At 42.7% G+C, this 15,765-nt stretch carries 11 protein-coding genes and 2 pseudogenes; 7 read left to right on the top strand and 6 right to left on the bottom strand.

The genetic code is table 11. The features are described from left to right. Nucleotides 1-373: 373 nt before the first annotated feature. Nucleotides 374-1,720 carry a sigma-54-dependent transcriptional regulator gene (locus tag RB604_RS07175; protein ID WP_005926430.1) on the bottom strand — a complete coding sequence of 449 codons (1,347 nt, stop codon included), beginning with the start codon at nucleotides 1,718-1,720 and terminating at the stop codon, nucleotides 374-376. 275 nt (nucleotides 1,721-1,995) lie between these two features. Here RB604_RS07175 and RB604_RS07170 point away from each other — a divergent pair, with 275 nt between their 5' ends. From RB604_RS07170 to RB604_RS07160, 4 genes and pseudogenes are all read left to right on the top strand, one after another. Then, nucleotides 1,996-3,324 (top strand): aspartate kinase, encoded by a 1,329-nt coding sequence (locus RB604_RS07170; RefSeq protein WP_021936576.1) that lies wholly within the window; start codon nucleotides 1,996-1,998, stop codon nucleotides 3,322-3,324. Nucleotides 3,325-3,496: 172 nt separating this feature from the next. Then, nucleotides 3,497-5,165 (top strand): annotated as a pseudogene (locus RB604_RS07165) (FAD-dependent oxidoreductase); the annotation flags it as partial. A gap of 83 nt (nucleotides 5,166-5,248) precedes the next feature. Beyond that, a pseudogene (locus tag RB604_RS21425) lies at nucleotides 5,249-5,971 on the top strand (DsrE/DsrF/DrsH-like family protein); the annotation flags it as partial. Nucleotides 5,972-5,979: 8 nt separating this feature from the next. Beyond that, the gene (locus RB604_RS07160) at nucleotides 5,980-6,330 is read left to right on the top strand and encodes a MarR family winged helix-turn-helix transcriptional regulator (protein WP_007478866.1); all 351 of its coding nucleotides are present in this window, start codon (nucleotides 5,980-5,982) and stop codon (nucleotides 6,328-6,330) included. Nucleotides 6,331-6,561: 231 nt separating this feature from the next. Here RB604_RS07160 and RB604_RS07155 read toward each other — a convergent pair whose 3' ends face one another. After that, a complete protein-coding gene (locus RB604_RS07155) occupies nucleotides 6,562-7,860 on the bottom strand; it encodes a S28 family serine protease (protein ID WP_055293644.1) in 1,299 nt (432 codons plus the stop codon). A gap of 178 nt (nucleotides 7,861-8,038) precedes the next feature. Between RB604_RS07155 and RB604_RS07150 the strand changes: the two genes are divergently transcribed. Further along, on the top strand, nucleotides 8,039-8,671 hold the full coding sequence (locus tag RB604_RS07150; protein WP_021936572.1) for a DUF4136 domain-containing protein: 633 nt from the start codon (nucleotides 8,039-8,041) through the stop codon (nucleotides 8,669-8,671). 20 nt (nucleotides 8,672-8,691) lie between these two features. Continuing rightward, complete coding sequence (locus RB604_RS07145) at nucleotides 8,692-9,321, top strand: porin family protein (protein ID WP_005926448.1); 630 nt, start codon at nucleotides 8,692-8,694, stop codon at nucleotides 9,319-9,321. Between the two features lie 135 nt (nucleotides 9,322-9,456). Here the strand turns inward: RB604_RS07145 and RB604_RS07140 are convergent, their stop codons facing one another. The 3 genes from RB604_RS07140 to RB604_RS07130 are packed head-to-tail and all read right to left on the bottom strand — an operon-like array spanning nucleotide 9,457 to nucleotide 14,142. After that, nucleotides 9,457-12,456, bottom strand: a complete 3,000-nt coding sequence (locus RB604_RS07140) for a serine hydrolase domain-containing protein (protein WP_055293449.1) — start codon at nucleotides 12,454-12,456, stop codon at nucleotides 9,457-9,459. 48 nt (nucleotides 12,457-12,504) lie between these two features. Next, complete coding sequence (locus tag RB604_RS07135; protein WP_007478871.1) at nucleotides 12,505-13,341, bottom strand: bifunctional metallophosphatase/5'-nucleotidase; 837 nt, start codon at nucleotides 13,339-13,341, stop codon at nucleotides 12,505-12,507. 33 nt (nucleotides 13,342-13,374) lie between these two features. Next, on the bottom strand, nucleotides 13,375-14,142 hold the full coding sequence (locus RB604_RS07130) for a 5'-nucleotidase C-terminal domain-containing protein (RefSeq protein ID WP_005926457.1): 768 nt from the start codon (nucleotides 14,140-14,142) through the stop codon (nucleotides 13,375-13,377). Between the two features lie 155 nt (nucleotides 14,143-14,297). Here RB604_RS07130 and rplS point away from each other — a divergent pair, with 155 nt between their 5' ends. Beyond that, nucleotides 14,298-14,651, top strand: coding sequence for a 50S ribosomal protein L19 (gene rplS / locus RB604_RS07125; RefSeq protein WP_005926460.1), 354 nt, complete (start codon nucleotides 14,298-14,300; stop codon nucleotides 14,649-14,651). 102 nt (nucleotides 14,652-14,753) lie between these two features. On the opposite strand, the gene RB604_RS07120 is transcribed toward rplS, so the two are convergent. Beyond that, a complete protein-coding gene (locus RB604_RS07120) occupies nucleotides 14,754-15,593 on the bottom strand; it encodes a hypothetical protein (RefSeq protein ID WP_229103552.1) in 840 nt (279 codons plus the stop codon). Nucleotides 15,594-15,765: the final 172 nt, after the last annotated feature.

Genomic DNA, 15,765 nt, shown 5'->3' with positions numbered 1-15,765 from the left:
TATTCTCAAACCAATCTACGCATTTCCAAAATAGCCAGAAGCAAGCAAAGCCGCTAAACAGGCAGAAAATGAATGATAATGTTATTCCCATGTTTTTACCTTGTTTTTAAATTGTTATTAATTGTTTTTACCAGACTTGCTATATGCCAAATATATGCCAAAAGAGAAGATTATATCACAATCAATTATATATCAATAAATTAGGTTCAACGATAGGCACACACAAAAATAGTGTAACCCTTCCATTTTGAAAAGGATTACACTATTTTGAAAAGCCCCGGCACACTTGTACCATATCGACTTTTCCTAACGGATATATATCGGATTAATTAAAAAGGTATAACAGTATCACACCCTATCAATGCATCATTCATCAAAGTTTATATTCTTCAATTTTACGGTATAATGTGGTAAGCCCGATCTTCAATAAACGGGCAGTTTCGGTTTTATTTCCCTTGGTATACTCCAATACACGGGCAATATGCCGCCGTTCCATCGCTGCCAGTTCGAAACTTCCCGGAGCGGCCGCTTCATCCGACCGTTCATAATGACTGTTTTGTATTTCAAGAGGCAGATCGCATACATCCAAGCATTCTCCGTCACATACTATCAAACTACGTTCAATCACATTCCGTAATTCACGAATATTTCCTTTCCAGCATTGTTGGCTAAGCGCAACAAGAAATTCCGGAGACATTTTCGTCACCGAATAAGAAAGTTTCTCTGAGAATTTACGGACAAATGCCTCCGCCAAGATTTTAATATCGCCACTACGTTCACGCAATGGTGGAAGATGTATCTCAAAAACAGAAAGACGATAGAATAAATCCTCCCTAAAACGTCCGGCTACTATTTCTTCCGGCAGATTACGATTAGTAGCGGCAATAATACGCACATCCACCCGAGTCGGTTTGGTATCTCCTATCTTTATATATTCACCGGTTTCAAGAATACGGAGTAATTTCGCCTGCAATTCAAAAGCCATTTCTCCAATCTCATCCAGAAAAATAGTACCATTATTGGCTTCTTCAAAAAGCCCTTTCTTATCTTTCAATGCCCCGGTAAAAGAACCGGCTCTATGACCGAACATTTCACTCTCCAGCAGTTCCTTACTAAATGAGGAACAATTGACAGCTACAAAATTCTGTTTTCCACGTTTACTATTATAATGAATAGCTTGTGCAAACACCTCCTTACCGGTCCCCGTCTCACCGGTCAATAACACCGGGACATCAGTCACAGATACCTTTTGAGCCAACTGTACAGCCGCTTTCAACGCCTTAGAATCGCCCAAAATAGAATCAAACGAATACATCTGTCCCACCTTCTTTTCCAGTTTCTCAAGACGTACATTCATCCGTGCCTTCTCTACAGCGCGGCTGATTAAAGGGATGATTTTATTATTGTCATCCCCTTTTGTGATATAATCAAAAGCACCGTTTTTAATAGCCTGTACCCCATCCGGAATATTGCCATGGGCTGTGAGAAGAATAACCTCCACATTGGGAGCCGTTTTTTTAATGGCCAACACTAAATCAACGCCGTTTCCATCCGGAAGAAATACATCACACAAAGCCACATCGGGAGAATGAAGTTCCAATTGTTTCAATGCCGATTTACAATCACCGGCCTGACACACCTCATATCCTTCCAGCTCCATCATTCGTGCTAACAAGCTACGAATCTGGGCTTCATCATCGATAATAAGAATTTTACTCATGATTCAAAAGAGCGGTAAAAACAGGATTCGCAAATATACGTCTTTTCATCTTATCACCCAAACCTTTGGCATGCCATTTGATTTTTTATAGCTGAGATGTCACAGCAAAGAAGAGTCTACTAATTGTATAATCCGCTTTATAACAGCATTTTTCGATTATAGTTCGAAAATAAGAAACATCTCTCCCTCCTTTTCATTTTGATAAAAACGAACTGAAATGAAAAGGTGGTTATGAAAATAAAAACAAGAATAACCGTATTAAAAAACAAGAAACAATGAAAGTCTGTAAATTTGGTGGAACCTCTGTCGGTTCTGTAGAAAGAATGAAGAATGTAGCAAATCTGATTAGTGATGATCATCCTAAAATAGTTGTACTCTCCGCCACAGCAGGCACCACAGACCATCTGGAGAAAATAGTTTCGTACATCTTCAACAGAGAAATAGACGAGGCTCACAACGAAATCACTAAGCTTGAATTCTATTTTGTGGATTTTGCCAACAAATTATTAAAAGATGATTGTATAAAGCGACAAGCCATAGATCATATTCTGGATCGCTTTCGCTTACTTTGGAATTTCACCCGCAACTCATTTACAGTTGCCGATGAAAAAGAAATAGTTGCACAAGGCGAACTCATCAGTACAGCATTAATGAGCTTTTATTTGAAAGAACAAAAAAAAAGCAATGTACTCCTTTCCGCTTTCGACTTTATGCGTATAGGCCCCGATGGTGAACCGGATATGGAATACATTGAAAAACATTTGTCGGAACTAATAAAGAAATACAAAGGAATTCCACTATTTATCACCCAAGGGTTCATCTGTAAAAACGCCTACAACGAAACAGATAACCTCAAACGGGGTGGAAGCGACTACACCGCTTCACTCATCGGAGCAGCTATCAATGCTGAAGAAATTCAAATATGGACTGATATAGACGGTATGCACAATAACGACCCGCGTATCGTAAAAAATACCACTCCCATAAAGAAACTGAGTTTTGAAGAAGCTGAACGTCTGGCATACTTCGGAGCAAAAATCCTCCATCCTTTTTGTATTGCACCGGCCCGTCAAAAAGACATTCCGGTACGATTGCTCAGTTCGATAGAACCTCAAGCCGAAGGCACACTTATTTCCAAAAGCCAAGACGATCGTATTATAAAAGCCATTGCCGCAAAGGACTCAATATTCTATCTTAAATTCGAATCCAATCATGCCTTGCGCCCTTATCTGTTCACCAGTAAGGTTTTCGACACATTTGCCAGATACCAGACATCATTGTGTCTGCTCACCTCCTCCAGTACCGATATTTCTATTGCGACGGACAACAACGAAGCATTGCCACGCATCATCCGCGAATTATCGAAATATGCAAACGTCACAGTAGAAGATCATATGTCCATCATCTCCGTCGTAGGTAACATGAAATGGCAATATACCGGATTCGAAGCAAAAATTATGGAAGCATTGAAAGACATCCCGCTACGCATGATCTCTTATGGGAGTACCAACAACGACGTATCCGTTGTTGTGAAAACCAGTGATAAGAAAAAAGCGCTACAAGCTCTCAGCAATTCTTTATTTGAGGATAAAATGCTTGTGTAGTTGGAAGTTGAAAATTGAGAGTTGGAAGTTAAGTGTTGGGAATTGAAAGCCGAGAACCTAAAAATTAGGGATCGAGAGCTGAAAGCTGAAAGTATTTTCCGTAGTTCATGAACTTTTTATATTTATTGAACGTTATTATTTCCAAAGGAAACTATTTACAATTAAAATAAATATGAAAATTATCATCATTGGAGGTGTAGCAGGTGGAGCAACCACTGCCGCCCGAATCAGAAGAATGGACGAAACATCGGAAATCATTCTCCTTGAAAAAGGTAAGTATATTTCTTACGCTAACTGTGGATTACCTTATTATATCGGAGATGTGATAACCGATCGTGAAAAATTATTCGTACAGACTCCCGAAGCTTTTTCCGTACGTTTTCGTGTGGATGTACGTACAGAAAATGAAGTTATCTTTATCGACCGCAAGAAAAAAACAGTGACCGTACGTCTCAACAGTGAGGATACATACGAAGAAAGTTACGACAAATTATTGATCTCTACCGGTGCAATACCGGTCAGACCACCTCTGCCGGGGATCGATTCCGACGGCATCTTTACACTAAGAAATGTCTATGATACGGACCGGATAAAAAAATATATCCATGAACACCCTGTTCGTAAAGCAGTGGTTATCGGGGCCGGATTTATCGGTCTGGAAATGGCAGAAAACTTACATGCGTTGGGAGCTAAGGTCTCGATCGTAGAGATGGCCAATCAGGTAATGACTCCCATCGATTTCTCGATGGCTTCCCTCGTACATCAGCATCTGATGGATAAAGGAGTGAATTTATATCTGGAACAAGCGGTCGCCTCCTTTGAGAGAACAGGAAAAGAACTGAAAGTAATATTCAAAAACGGGCAATCGATTCAGGCGGATATCGTCATACTCTCCATCGGCGTACGTCCGGAAACGACATTGGCACGTGCTGCCGGACTGACAATCGGAGAAGCCGGCGGTATTGCCGTAAATGACTTCCTGCAAACCTCAGATGAAGCGATCTATGCAATCGGCGATGCCATTGAATACCGCCATCCGATCACGGGAAAACCCTGGTTGAACTACCTCGCAGGCCCTGCCAACAGGCAAAGCCGTATCGTTGCCGACAATCTTTTAGGAGCAAAAATCAAATATGAAGGAGCTATCGGTACTTCCATTGCCAAAGTATTCGACCTCACCGTAGCGACCACCGGATTGCCCGGTAAACGCCTGCGACAAGCAGAAATAGCCTACGTCTCATCAACCACTCATTCTTCTTCACATGCCGGTTATTATCCGGATGCTACCCAGATGAGTATCAAAATCACGTTTGATAAAGAAAGCGGTAAACTATACGGTGCACAGATTGTCGGCTACGACGGAGTTGACAAGCGTATCGATGAATTTGCACTTATTATCAAACATCAAGGCACCATCTACGACCTGACGCAAGTGGAACAGGCATATGCACCTCCGTTCTCATCGGCCAAAGATCCGGTAGCCATTGCAGGTTACGTGGCCGAAGATATCATTGCAGAAAAAGTGAAGCTTGTTTATTGGCGCGATCTGCGCGATATCCGGCTGGAACACGAATTTCTATTGGACGTACGGACACCCGATGAATTCTCTTTAGGATCATTGCCAGGCGCAGTCAACATACCATTGGATGAAATACGTGACCGCATTGACGAAATTCCCAAAGACAAACCCGTATACGTGTTCTGTGCCGTCGGCCTAAGAGGATATTTAGCCTACCGTATACTTTCTCAGCATGGATACGATAAAGTGCGTAACCTTTCCGGCGGATTAAAAATTTATAAGGCGGCTACCGCACCCATTGTTCTGAACGAAGAAAATGACATTCAACACACTGATAATAAGGTAACTCCTACTACCGTCACCCCTTCTCCGCAGCCGTCAGCAAACACCGATTCATCAGCACGTGTCATTCGGGTGGATGCCTGTGGTATGCAGTGTCCCGGACCTATCCTGAAAATGAAAAAAACAATGGATACACTCACTCCCGGCGAACGGGTAGAGGTCATTTCCACTGATCCCGGTTTTGCGCGTGATGCGTCTGCATGGTGTAATTCCACTGGGAACAAGCTGATTTCTAAAGAAAGTTCAGGTGGAAAATCGGTGGTGATTATTGAAAAAGAGGAACCGAAAGCCTGTAATCTGGTGACTTCCTGCGAAGGTAAAGGCAAAACTTTTATCATGTTTAGCGATGATCTTGATAAAGCATTAGCTACCTTTGTGCTGGCAAACGGTGCAGCAGCAACCGGGCAAAAGGTAACTATCTTCTTCACCTTTTGGGGACTGAACGTTATAAAACGGCTTAGTAAACCCAAAGTAAAAAAGGATATTTTTGGAAAAATGTTCGGTATGATGTTACCTTCCAGTTCACTAAAGTTGAAATTATCCAAAATGAGTATGGGAGGCATAGGAGGAAAAATGATGCGGTCCATAATGAAGCACAAAGGCATAGACTCACTGGAATCTCTGCGCCGGCAAGCATTGGAGAATGGTGTGGAATTTATTGCTTGTCAAATGTCTATGGACGTAATGGGAGTGAAAAAAGAAGAATTATTGGATGAAATAACCATTGGCGGAGTAGCTACGTATATGGAACGCGCCGACAATGCGAACATTAACCTGTTTATATAAAAAGATAAATGAAAACAATATGCATAATGCGCGATATTTACAAAGCCCTCGCGGGCTTTGAAGCGCAGTTTGAAGAAGTATACGGTTTATCACTTAATGAAGCGATGATACTGTGTGCCCTGCAGGAAGCCCAAAAGGAGATGACATCCACAGATTTGTCTGCCCGTACCGAAATGGGAACTTCCCACACTTCTAAAGTCATCAGAACCGTGGAAGAAAAGGGATTGATAAAAAGAGCCTTAGGGGAAACGGATAAAAGACAAATGTATTTCAGTTTGACCCCGAAAGGGGAGAAACAATTGGAAGCCATTAACCTCGAAAAAGTGGAAGTGCCGGAAATGCTCAAACCTCTTCTATAAATAATTTAAACTGGCTCTGAAAGCATGAGTGTAAACAGTAAAAATAGCACACATTCCATCATTTTTATAAGTCATTGTATATCAATATACTAAGACACGTCTTCTTTTTCTCTACGAGGAACTTACCGTTCCTCGTAGAGTTTCCCTTCGTTTTTCGTAGAGGAACAACGCCTTCCTCGTAGAGGAACACGACAAAGACTCATAAAATACAACAAAACGAACAAAAAACATCTATTCGTCCAGCCACTTTTGTATCTGCGAAATCACATGCATTCTCATGCTCTCCGGTAATGTGCTGATCCGTGCCAAATGGCTTCCACCGGGTTGAACAAACACCGACACATTTTTCTTCCCTTTTAGCCAAGTCACACCGGCGGCTGTCCAAGGATCATTTTGCCCGTAGATAAATATCATCTTCGGATCATTGTCCTTCAGAAAGTTCACTATTTTCCGACCAAGCTTTTTATGAAATTTCATATGCCGTAATTCTTTCGGAAGCATCAACCTCCGCAAATAATGCTTGCTGCTTTTAATAGAAAGATATTCTCTGAACGGTTCGATATCATAACCGTAGTATCCCAATTCACGGGCCGCTTGTACAAAGAAAGAAACATTCGGACTATCGCAAGTAAAATAAGACGGGTCACTGACATCCAACAAATGCCGGAATATCTCTTCGTCCGATGCCGTAGAGGAAGGGATATTACTCACTTCCGTCCCCCATTGCCAGAGTGCAAACGAATACTCCAGCACACAAAAATCATAAATTTCATCTAACGGAGCACGAAAGACATACTTCTTTTCAGTGCAATAGGTTTCGAAACGGGGTAATAACCTGCTTTTTCGTTTCAACACTTCCAACTGGAAATCTTCGACCTTTTTCCGCTCTTCGGCCGTAGAAACCTGCTGCAGAAACGGCTCATGCCTGCCGTCTTCCACGCCATAACAAAGCGGTGCTACATAAGGAACCGAAATATCCACATCGTCCGGAAAAAAAGCACGATACAATAAGGAAGTCTGCCCTCCTTTGCTAATACCCGTGCTTATCCATTTCCCCGGATACATCGTCTTAAATGCAGCAGTCACGGCATGCAGGTCTTTGGCAGAATTTTCGGCAGTCAGATACTTCCAGTCTCTCGGTTCCGGAGTAGACTCCAGAAAAAAGCGATGTTCTACAAATATCATATTTGCATTAAACAAGCGTGATAACTCCTCACGATAGCCCGGACGCATGGCATAAGCGGCTCCATATCCCTCGGTAACGATCACCGTAGGACGGTCGAATCCGACGTGTGCCACAATAACACGTTGATGAAACGAACCTTTTTTCGGATGACGATGATCCAGAGGTTGAGAGAAATAAATAACGTATTTCTCTACAAATTCAGTTGTTTCCAACGGTTTCACACGATCGACAAGAGCCATATTTTCCACTTTTTCCAGTAAACCGGCCTGTGCCGATAAACGGGCGGACAGAAGCAAAAGTGAAAAAGCCCAAAGTACTGCATAGCAGCGAGGTAACTGTTTCATACGTATCCGATTTTTAATTTCGTACAAAGATAACCCCTTTCCGGAGATAATCCGGCCCATACTTTAACATTTTAACATTCACCTCTGCGAACCTTTTATAACAGAAGTTGTTGTTTCTATCAAAAGCCTAAGGTACCAGGGCAGGATTTTTTTATTTAACCTAAACATTATAAAAGATATGAAGAGATTAATTCCTATTTTATTGGCGGTCTTTGCGTTCGCTGCTTGCGAAAAAGACCCCGACATGGACAAATTGGACAATGATTATTTGGTGTATACCAATTACGACAAGAAGGCTAACTTCAAAGAGTTCACCACTTACTACTTGCCGGACAAAATTCTCGTGATCAGCGATAAAGAAGAACCGGAATATCTGGAAGGAGAAGCTGCACAAGAAATTCTCGCCGCTTATAAAAGCAATATGGATCAAAGAGGTTACACAATGGCGGCTTCTAAAGAAGAGGCTCAATTGGGTATACAAGTAAGTTACATCAAAAGCACCTATTTCTTCACCGATTACGGACAACCGGAATGGTGGTGGGGCTATCCCGGATACTGGGGCTCAGGCTACTGGGGCAACTGGGGTGGCGGATGGTATTATCCATACGCAGTGAACTATAGTTATAGCACCAACTCATTCATCACGGAAATTGTAAATCTGGATGCACCGGAAGGACCAAAGGAAAAACTGCCTATCTTATGGACAAGTTACATGACCGGCTTGGTTTATTCCAGCAATATGAACAAAGCACTCGCTGTGAAAGGTGTTAACCAGGCATTTACACAATCACCTTATCTTACTAACAAATAACAACTAACATTAGAAACGTTATGAAGACAATAAAATATATTTCCGTCAGAGTGTTGGCCATCGCAGCCCTCGCTCTCGTCTTTGCCATGCCGGCAAAGGCACAATTATCAGATAATGGATATGCGAATATCGACTGGCAATTTAATGTACCGTTAAGCAATGGATTTGCAGATGATGCAAGTGGCTGGGGTATGAACTTCGAAGGTGGTTATTTCGTAACCCCCAACCTGGGATTAGGCCTCTTCCTAAACTATCACACCAACCATGAATATGTAGGCCGTGAAACCTTTTCGGTAAATGGCGGTAGCATGACCAGTGACCAGCAACACACCATCTTTCAGTTGCCTTTCGGTGCAGCAGCACGTTATCAGTTCAACCGTGGTGGAGCATGGCAACCTTATGCCGGTGTAAAACTCGGTACAGAATATGCCAAAGTCCGCTCTAACTATAACATCTTTGAATCCAGAAACGAAAACTGGGGTTTCTACGTATCACCGGAAGTCGGTTTGAATGTTTACCCATGGGCTTATGGTCCGGGATTGCATCTGGCCCTGTATTATAGCTATAGCACCAACAAAGCCGACAACGTATTGACTTACAATGTGGACAAACTGAACAACTTCGGTTTCCGTATCGGATTGTCGTTCTAAATAGTGATAAATGATTAGTAATTAGTGATAAGTGATTAGTACCCTGCAGCATCATCGCGCAGCCCACTAATCACTTATCACTTTATCACTAATTGCTTATCACTAATCTCTTATCACGAACCACCACTTATTTGTCTACTTCATCGCCTTATAAAGTACTTCCTGTATTCGAGGACGAATATCCAACTCCATTAATTTGCGGTTTGTTGCATCAGGATAGGTACGATTACTTAAAAAAACATAGATCAGTTCATTATCCGGATCGACCCAGGCACAAGTACCTGTAAAACCGGTATGCCCATATACAGAGGCCGGTGCAGATTTTGTACAAGGACTTTTATCAGGAGTTTTCATATCCGGCTTATCAAAACCAAGCCCGCGACGGCTGATTTTAGAGACCTCGGTAGTAAACAACTTACAAGTTTCGCGGCTCAAATAACGATGCCCATCCAATTCTCCTTCATTCAAAAGCATCTGATAAATACGAGCTATTTCACGGGCATTAGAAAATAATCCGGCATTACCGCCGACTCCTCCCTGAAATGCGGCACACTCATCATGAACAAACCCCTGCAGTACACTTTTTCGCAAAAACCGGTCATTGGCCGAGGGAATAATCTCTGACTTCGGAAGACGGCGCAAAGGAAGATACAACGTACGTTCCAATCCCATTGGCGCATAAAACTCTTTCGCTAAATATTCATCCATCGGCATATCCGCCAACCGGTCCACCAAAAAACGCAAAAGGATAAAGCCGATATCACTGTAACGGTATTGTTTGGTTTTCAACGGTATCTCCGATATCTTTTCCTGTAAAACCTGTACGAAAGACTTACTAAGCCATAAGCTGTCACTAATCTGCAAACTGCATTCGGAAGTACGAACTTTGGAAGTCATTCCCTGCAAAAAACGGAAATTAGGATTCGCCCATGTAGTAACCCCCAAGCGCAATGGATGCAGTGCATCCCGCCGTGCAGAAAACAGACGTCCTTTATAACTCTCTTTATCAATAGCTTCGGGATAAAGAACGATTCCGGCAGGTAATCCGGATTGGTGCAAGAGTATTTCACGAATAGTTATGTCCTTTTTATCGGTTCCCTGTAACCACGGTAAATAATCGGAGAGCTTATCCGATAAATTAAAACGTCCCTTATCATAGAGCTTCATCAAAGCTAACAATGTTCCGGTTGTTTTTGAAAGTGAAGCAATGTCATACACATCGGCCGAATGTACCGGCGCACTACCTTTTCCTGCATGAGTACCAAAACAGCGGTCATACAAAATCTGCCCCTCTTTCATCACCACAATCTGACAACCGGGATAAGCTCCTGCTTTTATTCCCATCCGGGCAATGGAATCAATACGATCGAGCATTACAGAAGACATGCCGTATTCTTCCGGTTTAAAATGAGGAGGGGTATGCGGAGTAATCGTCACCCCGGCTCCCGTAGCAAATAATCCGCCAAGACTGGCAGAAAGCCGGCCGTCTGCCGAAGCACGGGCAAAAAGGATATCGGCTACCTGCCGTTGTACATCCTGCCCCGTAGAATGTGCCAATACAACGGCTTGTGCCGTCGAAACAGCACGATATATCTGCAACATCATCTTTCCGGGAGTAAAGAAAAGATAAACCGTCGGAGGAATTTTTTTATCAGTAGCCAATCCGGCAAAAAAGTTCTGAAAAGGAGCCAGCCGTTGTTCGCTTACCGCAACAATAACACGGCGATAACCGGAAAGCGAGTCTCTCAAAACCCTTTCCTGTGCTTCTGTCATCCCTTTACGAAGACGGAAACGCACCAGTGACGTATATTTTCCCAACCTGCCGGCAAGTGCATCCGTCTCTCCGGCATCGCCCACTTCCAGCAGAGCCATAGGCGGCATTTCTTTATCAGCATGAAGCGGCAGGATGTGTTCTTTATTATTCAAAACAGTTATGGCAGCCAGATTCAAGCGGCGGATCAGATCACGCGTCTGAGGTGTGTTGATCCGGGTTCCCAAACCGGAAAGCTGTATATTCGGTTTTCGGCTAAGTCCAAGGGCATATTTATAAGTAAGTACTTTCCGGCATTTACGATCCAATTCCTCACGCGAAAATTCACCACGCTCTACCGCTCCGATCACGGCCGGTACTTCTGCTTTCAAGTTTCTCGGAGCGAGAACCATATCATTCCCTGCCTTCAAAGCCTGCAAACAAAGATCGGCATTACCCGAAACGCCTTTCATTGCAAGCGCATCTGTAAAAATCAACCCTCTAAAGGCTAATTCTTCCGTCAATAAGCCATATACCACATTACGCGAAAGGGATGAAGGCAACCCACTCAAAGGCTCGATAACAGGCACTTGGAGATGCCCTACCATCATACCGCTCAACCCGGCCCGTATCGCTTCTTTAAACGGATACAGTTCCACGCTATCCAAGCGTTCACGCGTAAAAGGCAAGACAGGCAATGCCTTATGAGAATCCACATCCGTATCTCCATGTCCCGGAAAATGCTTACAAACAGAAAGAACACGTCCACTTTCCAAACCACTGGCATAAGCAATCACTTTATCCGACACACGCACAGGGTCCTCACCAAAAGAACGATTATTGATAACCGGATTTTGCGGATTGATATTCACATCCGCCACAGGGGCAAAATTGACCTGTACACCAAGCTCACGGCATTGACGAGCCATTTCACGGCCATACTCATAAATCAACTGATTATCCTGTATACATCCCAATACCATATTGCGCGGAAAAAGCGGAGTACCGCGAAGGCGCATCGACAATCCCCATTCCCCGTCAAAAGTAATCATCAACGGAAGACGTGCCATACGTTGCGCCTGATTGGTGAGGATAGCTTGTGTTTGCATTTTTCCACCGGAAAATAAAAGACCGCCTACTTTATAAGTATCCACCGCTTCGCGCAACAGTGCCTGATTGGCCTTGGTATCTACCGGAGCAATGGTATAAATAAACAGTTGCCCTACCTTCTCTTTCAAGCTGAGCCGGTTCATCACCGAATCCACCCATTGCCGGCAATGCGGATCTTGTTCTGCTTTATAAAGAAGAAGAGGATGTACATTTGTCTGACCGTACAAAAACTCACCGAAGCAAAAAAGCAGTAGAGGTATCAGGTATTTCTTCATCTCATCTAAATATATGATTGGCAAATTATCAGTTTAGCATCCGTTCCCTTACTCCCGTTCAAATGTCAAATCTATTTTCCCGACAAAAATGCCATTCTTACCCGTATGCGATACAGGGATTGATTCACCGTCCAGATTTTGGAAAAAGACCGGCTCCTGCATAAAAGTATGGGAATGGCCGCCAAGTACGACATCGATATTTCGTGTTTGATGTACCAGCATCTCATCTTCTTTTATTCCAAGATGCGACAAACAAACTACAGCATCACACCCTTCCACGTCTTTCAACTTCGCAGCCACCTCATTCGCCACCGGTACGGGATCTTTGAACACTACGCCTTCGCACTTATCGGCCTGTACGAGCCCCTCCATTTTTGCACCAAGCCCGAATACTCCTATTTTCAACCCGTCACGTTCCAATATAACGTACGGCTTCACAAGACCTTCGAGCACAGTACCCTCCATGCCATAATTGGCACAAACGATTGGAAAATCAGCCATCTTAAACAAACGCGCCATGTTTTCCAAACCAAAATCGAACTCATGATTACCGATAGTGGCTGCATCGTACTTCATCAGATTCAACATTTTAATTTCCACCTCTCCCTTAAAAAGGTTATAATAGGGTGTACCTTGCGAGAAGTCTCCGCAGTCGAACACTAAAACATCGGGGTTATTTTCACGGAACTGATCCAACAGGGCAGCCCGACGCACAAAACCACCCATGCCGGCATATTTGTCGGCAGCGTGTACATCGATCGGCTCGATGCGGCTATGGGTATCACTGGTTTGCAACAATGTAAGTGTTTTTGTCTGCTGTGCAAATCCCGGAAGAAGCGCACATAGCAGAAAGAATATGGTTATTGATAATTGATACCTTTTCATTATCTGGTTATTTTGTAAATTCGTTATTCATGATCATTTTACTGTAATTCTTCCTTCCATACGAGAAGTAATCTTCTTTCCGGCCTTTGTCTGCTGCTCCACATAATCCATGAACAGTCCACGTAAAGTAGCTCCGGGAGGACACTCTCTGTTCTCGGCTTTCACCAATGGGTTCATTCCGTCATTTCCATCGGCCAAGTAATCGATGGTAGCTATCGTGTACAGCTTGTTATCATCCACCGGTTTTCCTCCGATAGTACCGTTCAACAGTTCACCGTCTTTAGTAATATCCAGGCGAACCCCACTTACTCCCTCACCTCGGCAGGCAGCAATGGATGCAAACAGTTCCTTCAAGACACTCCCTTTCACTGTCACGACACAAAGGGAGTTTTCGAAAGGCAATATTTCATAAATGTTTCCACAAGTGATTTCACCTTCCGAAAGTATATTACGTAACCCGCCCATATTCATCAATCCCATATCGGCAGGCTTACCCAATACCTGTACGGCAGCTTCTCTCAACACATCCGCCACCAGATTGGATAACAAACTTTCCGGCGCCCCTTTGTCCATCGTCATCTCACTCGTACCTACCACCCGGTACATCACGCTATCTACCGAAGCCTTATACGGAGCCAACAACGCCACAGCGTCCGTATCCGGATGTACGTCCCATATTGAATCAATTGTAATCATGCTTCCATCAATTCTTGCCAGTTTATAAGGTGACTGGCAGGAAGCAAGCATCAGAAGCCCCGTTAGGGCCACTCCCGAAAAGAGCTTTGCATAAGTTTGTTTCATATACTGTTTTTTTAATCGTTCTACAAATATAGATAAAAATGTTGGTAGTGTGCCAAAAAATTCGTTACTTTGCACCGCTTTCGCGCAATCGCTGTTAGGAGAGAGTTGCCTGATATGTTGCGTTGTAACGATAAAACAATTTAATAATAACAACAATGGATTTAATTAAAATTGCAGAAGAAGCATTTGCTACCGGTAAACAGCATCCGAACTTCAAAGCAGGTGACACAGTAACCGTAGCATATCGTATCATCGAGGGTAACAAAGAACGTGTACAGTTGTACCGTGGTGTTGTTATCAAAATTGCTGGTCACGGTGACAAGAAGCGTTTTACAGTACGCAAAATGTCTGGGACAGTAGGTGTAGAAAGAATTTTCCCGATCGAATCACCGGCTATCGACAGCATCGAAGTGAACAAGGTAGGTAAAGTTCGTCGCGCTAAATTGTATTATTTGCGTGCACTTACCGGTAAGAAAGCCAGAATCAAAGAAAAAAGAGTTAACGGTTAATTCCGATAATCTCCAATTCGAGATAAAAAAGAGAAAGTTCCGTAAGGAATTTTCTCTTTTTTATTTTCCAATATTACAAGATAATGAATGTTAGTATTACAATTATGGCTTCATGGTTATTGTTCCAGTTGCGAAGTCCAATTCCAATGTCACAACAGGTACAGATACCTCTCTCAGTTTTAGGCCTAAGGTATCGCCTTGCCAATGCACGAACAAAGTTTCAAAAGCAGGAATATAATACTGTATATCCGCTACGCTCGAGTTCCATTCGCGTTGGGTTTCCCATGCTTTCTCTAAAACATCCAACTCCTCTTCCAAATCACCGGAAATAGTATATTTAAAATGATCTGTTCCCTCCAAATTATAGAAATTGCCGATCATCTTATCTCTGTTTTTAAGTAGGAAAGTCAGCACGCAGCCTTGCCTCACTGTATTAAGCGTTATTGTCTTTTTACTATCAACCACAACACCATCCATATAAGCTACACCAAAAGCATTATAAACACCTACATTTTCCACACATATAACTGAGAATCCTTTAGTCTGAGTATCAAATGCCAACCAATTAAATTCTTTATCTCCCCTCACAAAATCACTCACAACTACAACCCTATATTCTCCCGGATCCAATTCTCCGGTGGTATAAGAGGCTACATCTTTTACGTTAGAAACATAACGAGTATCCTTCGCAACAATAGAAACTTCTTCTTCACCTTGCTTCAAGACCAAATAAGTAAAGCGAAGTTGAAGCCCATCTGTCAACTCACCTGTAAAAAACAGATTCCCATCCACACTTTTCAAACCTTTCACAACATCATAAGCCGATGTATTAACAGTCAGCTTGATCGCGTTATCCTCCTCATCCTCACAAGACACCAAGGAGATGCACACGCATAGACATAGAAACAAATAAAATAATCCTTTCATTTTTCTTTTTTTCATTGTATTAGATATATTAGTTCTACATAAAAAATTGTTATCTAAAGACGCCCGGGCAGCCGCTCTTTCAAAGCAGACTAACGCACCATTGAGTTAAAAAACACCTCATATTTATAAACAATAAAAGGATCCATTTATTGTTATGGGTACAAATAAAATCCCCGGACAAACAAAC

It is taken from the genome of Bacteroides salyersiae, assembly GCF_031172035.1.
Taxonomy (GTDB): domain Bacteria; phylum Bacteroidota; class Bacteroidia; order Bacteroidales; family Bacteroidaceae; genus Bacteroides; species Bacteroides salyersiae.
This window is presented reverse-complemented; position numbering and strand designations above follow the sequence as displayed.